Source organism: Acinetobacter sp. (assembly GCF_045628685.1).
Classification (GTDB): Bacteria; Pseudomonadota; Gammaproteobacteria; order Pseudomonadales; family Moraxellaceae; genus Acinetobacter.
Map to the genome: position 1 here is coordinate 1 of NZ_JAZQPV010000105.1, position 5,594 is coordinate 5,594.

Consider the following 5,594-nt stretch of genomic DNA (forward strand, 5'->3'; position numbering starts at 1 on the left):
ATTTCTTATCCGCGATTCAGGTTATTTATATTTTCTAGTGCTCTATCTCTTAATTCTTTTTGCATAATAGCATTAGCAAATATTATAAAACGCTTATTGTTTTCGATGCTATTTAGGTCAACTTTAGGCATAGAAATATGAGCTTGGTATTCTTCTAGTCGACAAAGCAAGTGATATATATCGTTCTCACGTACATGTAGGAGTTCGGCTATTATTTCCTTTCTGATATCAGAAAATTTATTGAGTCTATTTAGCATATTAATATCAGTCTGCCGAACATCTTCGGGTTGTTTAATCTCTTCATTAATGATGTTGAGTATCCATAATGTATCAATGTCTCTACAACGTGATAAAAACGATTTAATGTCATCTAAAGCTGAAGTTCTGCGCATTTTTAAATCTATCTTAGTAAAAGCTTAGGTCATACTTTACGGTAATTTAGTGCTTGCTTTTCCATGTCTTTCAGGGTGATTTCGGTTGATTTGCCATAGTTTTTTTAAATGCTTGGCGTGAAGAAATTAGCGTGATATCTATAGCTCCATCTTAAATACAGGGCCTATTTGACTTTGAACTTAACTTTAATGGAGTGGTTATCTTAGTTTTGGATGTAGGACATTTAGAATTTAAAATATGGAGGTAGTGAGGTTTTAGTTTGAATTTATGATCAATGATTTTAAAAAATTATGAATTTAATTAAGTGAATAATGAGGGAGTGTTTAAGCAGAAAATATCGCATAACTTTTAGATGCTTTTGATAGCTAAATAAATCTAAAACTTTGAATTTTTATCCCTATATAGGTTCTGAAATTGATTTTTATTAATTACCTTAATTCTAGCTTTTTTGAGGATAGAGCCTACACGAATTTAATCGTAGAGCAGGGAGGGAATATTTTTAATGTGGAGAATAGGTACTGTTCTACAGGAGGAATTTGGACTCCCTAGAGCTTTGGTTATATATATTATCTTTTATTAGCTAACACCTGATTGAGAAGTAAAAATTATATATATACAGAATTCCCTATCTCTTATGTAACTATCACACACATAGGTTTAAACATGAGAGCTTCAATTAATCAGGCACAACTTACACTTGATATTGAGAACTTTTTAAAATGTCTAAAAAGAAGAAGTAGGGAATGGGATGAATTCTATTCACAGCTTACTAATCTGTTATTAGACTTTGATGATATTTATGATCCTGATGATGAATACCCAGGTTATCTTCAATTCTTTGTAATTCTAAGATATGACTTACAGAGAATAGACTCTGATTATTTTGATCTTATGGATGAGCTAAAGATAATTGGATATGGAGAGATGAGATCATGGTTTTTAGACTTATCTGAGGATTTTGAAAAAGATTATAAAATGATCGAAAAACAGAAGGATGAAAATAAAATTGAAGTGCAGGAATATTGTGAGTCAATAATTGGTAAATATAGCCGAATATTAGTTGCTCGGGTGGACTTGGGTTATTTACAAGAACACTCTAGTCGAATTAGAGTTGAAGATATTTATAAGGACTTAGATATACTACTTAATCGTATCCAAAATAAAGATGGCATATTTAAACATGTGATCGGATATATATGGGGAGTAGAGCAAGGTGGTAAAAGTAAAGGTTTTCATTGCCATTTAGCAATCATTTATGATACTGCCTTTCGTGATGGAAGCGCAGCATATTGGGGGAATAAAATTATCGCGCTTTGGAGTGAGATTACTCGAGATTATGGTCAAGGCTATAATTGTTGGAACCGCGAACGCGTAAAGGAGCTTCGAGGTAGAGATGAGCTAGGGATCGGTTTGATTTATCGTCGCGATTCAACCCAAGTGACAAATTTCATTGAGGCAATGGAATACCTCACTGATCATCACAAACGTACCCTTCAATACTTGCGAGTTAAACCAAGAGGGCGAAGAGTATTTGGTAAAGGCCAGTTAAGAGTGCAGTATGATCGACGCTAAATGAAAATAATCTCAGATATACATTATCTAGATGAAAACGAGTTTTTTAACTTTGCAAGGCTTGCCAATCGGTGAGCCTTTGTCATTTCTAGAGGTATATATTATGAGTTTAAATTGTCCTTATTGTTTTTCCGATCAGGTTATTCAAGTGGTTAATCAGCAGGTGAGTGGATCTGATTCTACAGGTCTAGCAGCATCAGCTTCGTTCGCAACCATCGGTGCATCCATTTCAAAGAGTTTGCCATTGCCTGTATCACCACTGCTTGGCGGGCTTGCAGGTGCGGTCATTGGTGGTCTATTTAGCAGCATGTTTGATGAGCCGAAAAAGCCTGTCACTATGACCTACTATCACTGCAATCACTGTCAGCAGAACTTCCGCTAATAATCTAGGAGATAAAAACGATGGCACATCAAATCGAACAAATCGCCTATGTTGGCGAAACTCCTTGGCATGGTCTGGGTAATCAGCTGAGTCCGAATCAACCACTCGAAGTTTGGGCACAGCAAGCTGGGATGGACTGGCGGATTGAATCCTCGAACGTCAGCTACATGGCACAGAATGAACGTGGTCAGAGCATCATCATGCCCTTTGAAGAACAGCGTGTCTTGTATCGTTCAGATACCCATGCACCTTTATCTGTAGTCAGTCAGCGTTATCAGGAAGTTCAGCCTAAAGAGATTCTGGAGTTCTACCGAGATCTGACAGAGCAATCTGGGTTTGAGTTAGAAACCGCAGGGGTTTTGAAAGGTGGGAAGAAGTTCTGGGCTTTGGCACGTACAGGTCAAAGCACTGCGTTAAAGTCCAAAGATGTCAGTAATGGTTATATCCTACTGGCTACTGCGTGTGACGGCACTTTAGCAACTACAGCACAGTTCACCAGTATCCGAGTGGTCTGTAACAACACTTTGGCGATTGCTCTACGTGGACAAAGCAATAGTGCTGGTGTGGTGAAAGTTCCACATAGCACCAAGTTTGATGCCGAGAAAGTGAAACAGCAATTAGGTATTTCAGTTCGTGCCTGGGATGAGCACATGTATGAGATGAAACAGCTCACACAGCGTAAGGTAAGTCAGCAGGAAGCCAAAGCTTATTTTGATGCCGTATTCAACAACAGCACCATGTCAATTTCCGATCCTGAAGAAAACATCATTCAGTTCTATCGTAATGTGGCGCAGCAAGTTCAGGAGAAAAAGCCTGAACCGAATGGTCGTGCCATGAATAAAGCTTTGGAGATGTTCAATGGTCAAGGTCGTGGGGCTGATTTATCATCAGCTAAAGATACGGCTTATGGTTTACTTTGTTCGATCACAGAATTTGTGGATCATGAACGACGTGCCATGAGTACAGATCACCGTCTTGATTCAGCCTGGTTCGGTGCAGGTGCGGGGGTGAAACAACGAGGATTGGAGCAAGCGCTTGCTTTGATCGCCTGAGATTAACTTGCTCATTCATGTCGAAATCAAGTCACCCCAAACAAATGCTAGTCATAGCACTCATGTAACCCCTCTCAATTAAAACAGCAAACAAATCGCCATACCCGACCTTGTGTCGGGTATGGCTTTTTTATGCATTTCTTTTACAGAGATCAGAATTTATAAGGATAATTCCATGAATCAAATTGTATCTATTTCCCATCAGCCTACGACTGTAGGATCAAAGATCGTGGTCAATCCAACCATCACCACTAAACGCTCAACAGCAGCTAAGCGACTAGTCAACACCAAAGGGATGGAATATCAGGACTGGCTCGAAGTTCGTAAGCAAGGCATTGGCAGCAGTGATGCCGCGACTGCCTGTGGTCTCAATCCCTATATGTCGATGCTGGAACTCTGGCTGATCAAAACCGGACGGCAGGCTCAATCCATAGAAGATGAAAGCTCAGGGGTAGCACCGCTGTATTGGGGCAAGCAGCTGGAACCTTTGGTGGCAGAGTTCTATAGCATGCACACTCATAGCAAGGTGCGACGGATCAATGCGGTACTTCAGCATCCTGATCCGGATAAACACTTTATGTTAGCCAATCTAGATTACAGCGTGGTCGGTAGTGATGACGTTCAGATCTTGGAATGTAAAACAGCAGGTGAGCATGGAGCAAAATTGTGGCGTGATGGTGTGCCTTTATACGTGCTTTGTCAGGTGCAACATCAACTGGCGGTGACTGGTAAACAGGCAGCGCATGTTTGTGTCTTGATCTGTGGGCATGAAACGAAGATCTTCAAAGTGACACGGTCTGAATCAGTGATTGAGCATATTGTCAAAGCAGAACGATATTTTTGGGAATGTGTAGAAAACGATACGCCGCCATCAGTCGATGCCAGTGAATCGGCAGCCAAAGCTATTCAGCAGCTCTATCCAGCGCATGTACCCTTGACTGTAGAGGATCTCTCGCAAAATGAAAATGCCAATTTGATGTTCGACAAACTCATCAAAATGAAGGAAGAGATTCAGCATCAGCAGGAACGCTTTGACCAACTTAAACATGAAATTCAGATGATGATGCAAGACAAGGAAAGGGCTGTCTTTGCTCATGGCTCAGTGGTCTGGAAGAAAGCCAAGGACTCCATCAGCCTCAACACCAAGGCATTGCTTCAGCACCAGCCTGAACTCATCGAGCTTTATCCACTTGAAAAGCAGGGCAGTCGTCGATTCAACATCTATACCGACTAAGCCCGATCCACAGCACCAAATCAAAAATTCACAAAAATCGCTCCCCGCTCTCTACCCTTCGGTAGAGAGCAAATCGGTCGCGATCTCTGTAGCACTTTATCTGGCTCTACATTCTTTGGGTAACTTATTTGGTCCTTGTTCCGACCTACATACATAGACCCAAATTTGTAACGTAATACATTAAGGAATATCAACATGATTAAAGGTTTAGCAATTACTCCTCCAATACTCGGACGGATCAGTATCGGTCGGATGATCGAGAAGAATGGCAAGCGATTGCCTGAAAAGGATGACCAGTTCACCATTACTTCCCAGATTCAAAGCAAAGAAGGCTGGATTAAACATCCATTAGATGATCAGCTTCGAGCGAATACGCCTAATCAAAAGCTACGCTCAATCCCGGTCAGAATGATCTTCAATGATCCTGACTTAAACCTACGTGCAGAATACACCTTATTTGACCGTCAGACCGGTCGCCCCGTCTGTGTGGGCAATGGTGAAACCTGCCAACGTTTAACCAACCAAGGCGCGGAGCAACTTCCCTGTCCATCCCCTGATTTATGTCCATTGGCTCAAGGTGGACATTGCAAGCCCTACGGGCGTTTACATGTGAACCTGGATGACTCAGATGAGTTTGGCACCTTCATCTTTAGAACTACAGGCTTTAACAGTATTCGGACTTTGGCTGCACGGCTGAGTTATTACCATGCGGCATCAAATGGTTTGTTGTCTTGCCTCCCATTGCAGTTGATATTGCGGGGCAAGAGTACGACACAGAGTTATCGTCAACCAGTGTATTACGTGGATCTGACTTTAAGAGATGGGATTGGTCTGAATGATGTCATTATTCAGGCAAAGCAAATTGATGAGCAGTGCAAACAGGCGGGGTTTTATCAGGAAGCTTTAGACTTTACCGCAAGGAAGGGTTTTGCGAATGGAAGGATGGAGGTCGATATAGAAG

General features: G+C 41.2%; 6 protein-coding genes. 5 read left to right on the forward strand and 1 reads right to left on the reverse strand.

Going from position 1 to position 5,594, the window contains the following annotated elements; all coding sequences use genetic code 11:
• Window positions 1-5: 5 nt before the first annotated feature.
• On the reverse strand, window positions 6-392 hold the full coding sequence (locus ACKI4H_RS13685; protein WP_407306647.1) for a hypothetical protein: 387 nt from the start codon (window positions 390-392) through the stop codon (window positions 6-8).
• 664 nt (window positions 393-1,056) lie between these two features.
• Between ACKI4H_RS13685 and ACKI4H_RS13690 the strand changes: the two genes are divergently transcribed.
• The 5 genes from ACKI4H_RS13690 to ACKI4H_RS13710 form a co-directional block, all read left to right on the forward strand.
• On the forward strand, window positions 1,057-1,965 hold the full coding sequence (locus tag ACKI4H_RS13690; RefSeq protein WP_407306650.1) for an inovirus-type Gp2 protein: 909 nt from the start codon (window positions 1,057-1,059) through the stop codon (window positions 1,963-1,965).
• A 103-nt stretch (window positions 1,966-2,068) separates the two neighbouring features.
• Window positions 2,069-2,347 (forward strand): hypothetical protein, encoded by a 279-nt coding sequence (locus tag ACKI4H_RS13695; protein WP_407306653.1) that lies wholly within the window; start codon window positions 2,069-2,071, stop codon window positions 2,345-2,347.
• Window positions 2,348-2,367: 20 nt separating this feature from the next.
• On the forward strand, window positions 2,368-3,399 hold the full coding sequence (locus ACKI4H_RS13700; RefSeq protein ID WP_407306656.1) for a DUF932 domain-containing protein: 1,032 nt from the start codon (window positions 2,368-2,370) through the stop codon (window positions 3,397-3,399).
• A 175-nt stretch (window positions 3,400-3,574) separates the two neighbouring features.
• Window positions 3,575-4,633 (forward strand): YqaJ viral recombinase family protein, encoded by a 1,059-nt coding sequence (locus tag ACKI4H_RS13705; RefSeq protein ID WP_407306659.1) that lies wholly within the window; start codon window positions 3,575-3,577, stop codon window positions 4,631-4,633.
• A 195-nt stretch (window positions 4,634-4,828) separates the two neighbouring features.
• The coding region (locus ACKI4H_RS13710) for a hydrolase or metal-binding protein (RefSeq protein ID WP_407306662.1) at window positions 4,829-5,594 on the forward strand (766 nt) is incomplete at its 3' end.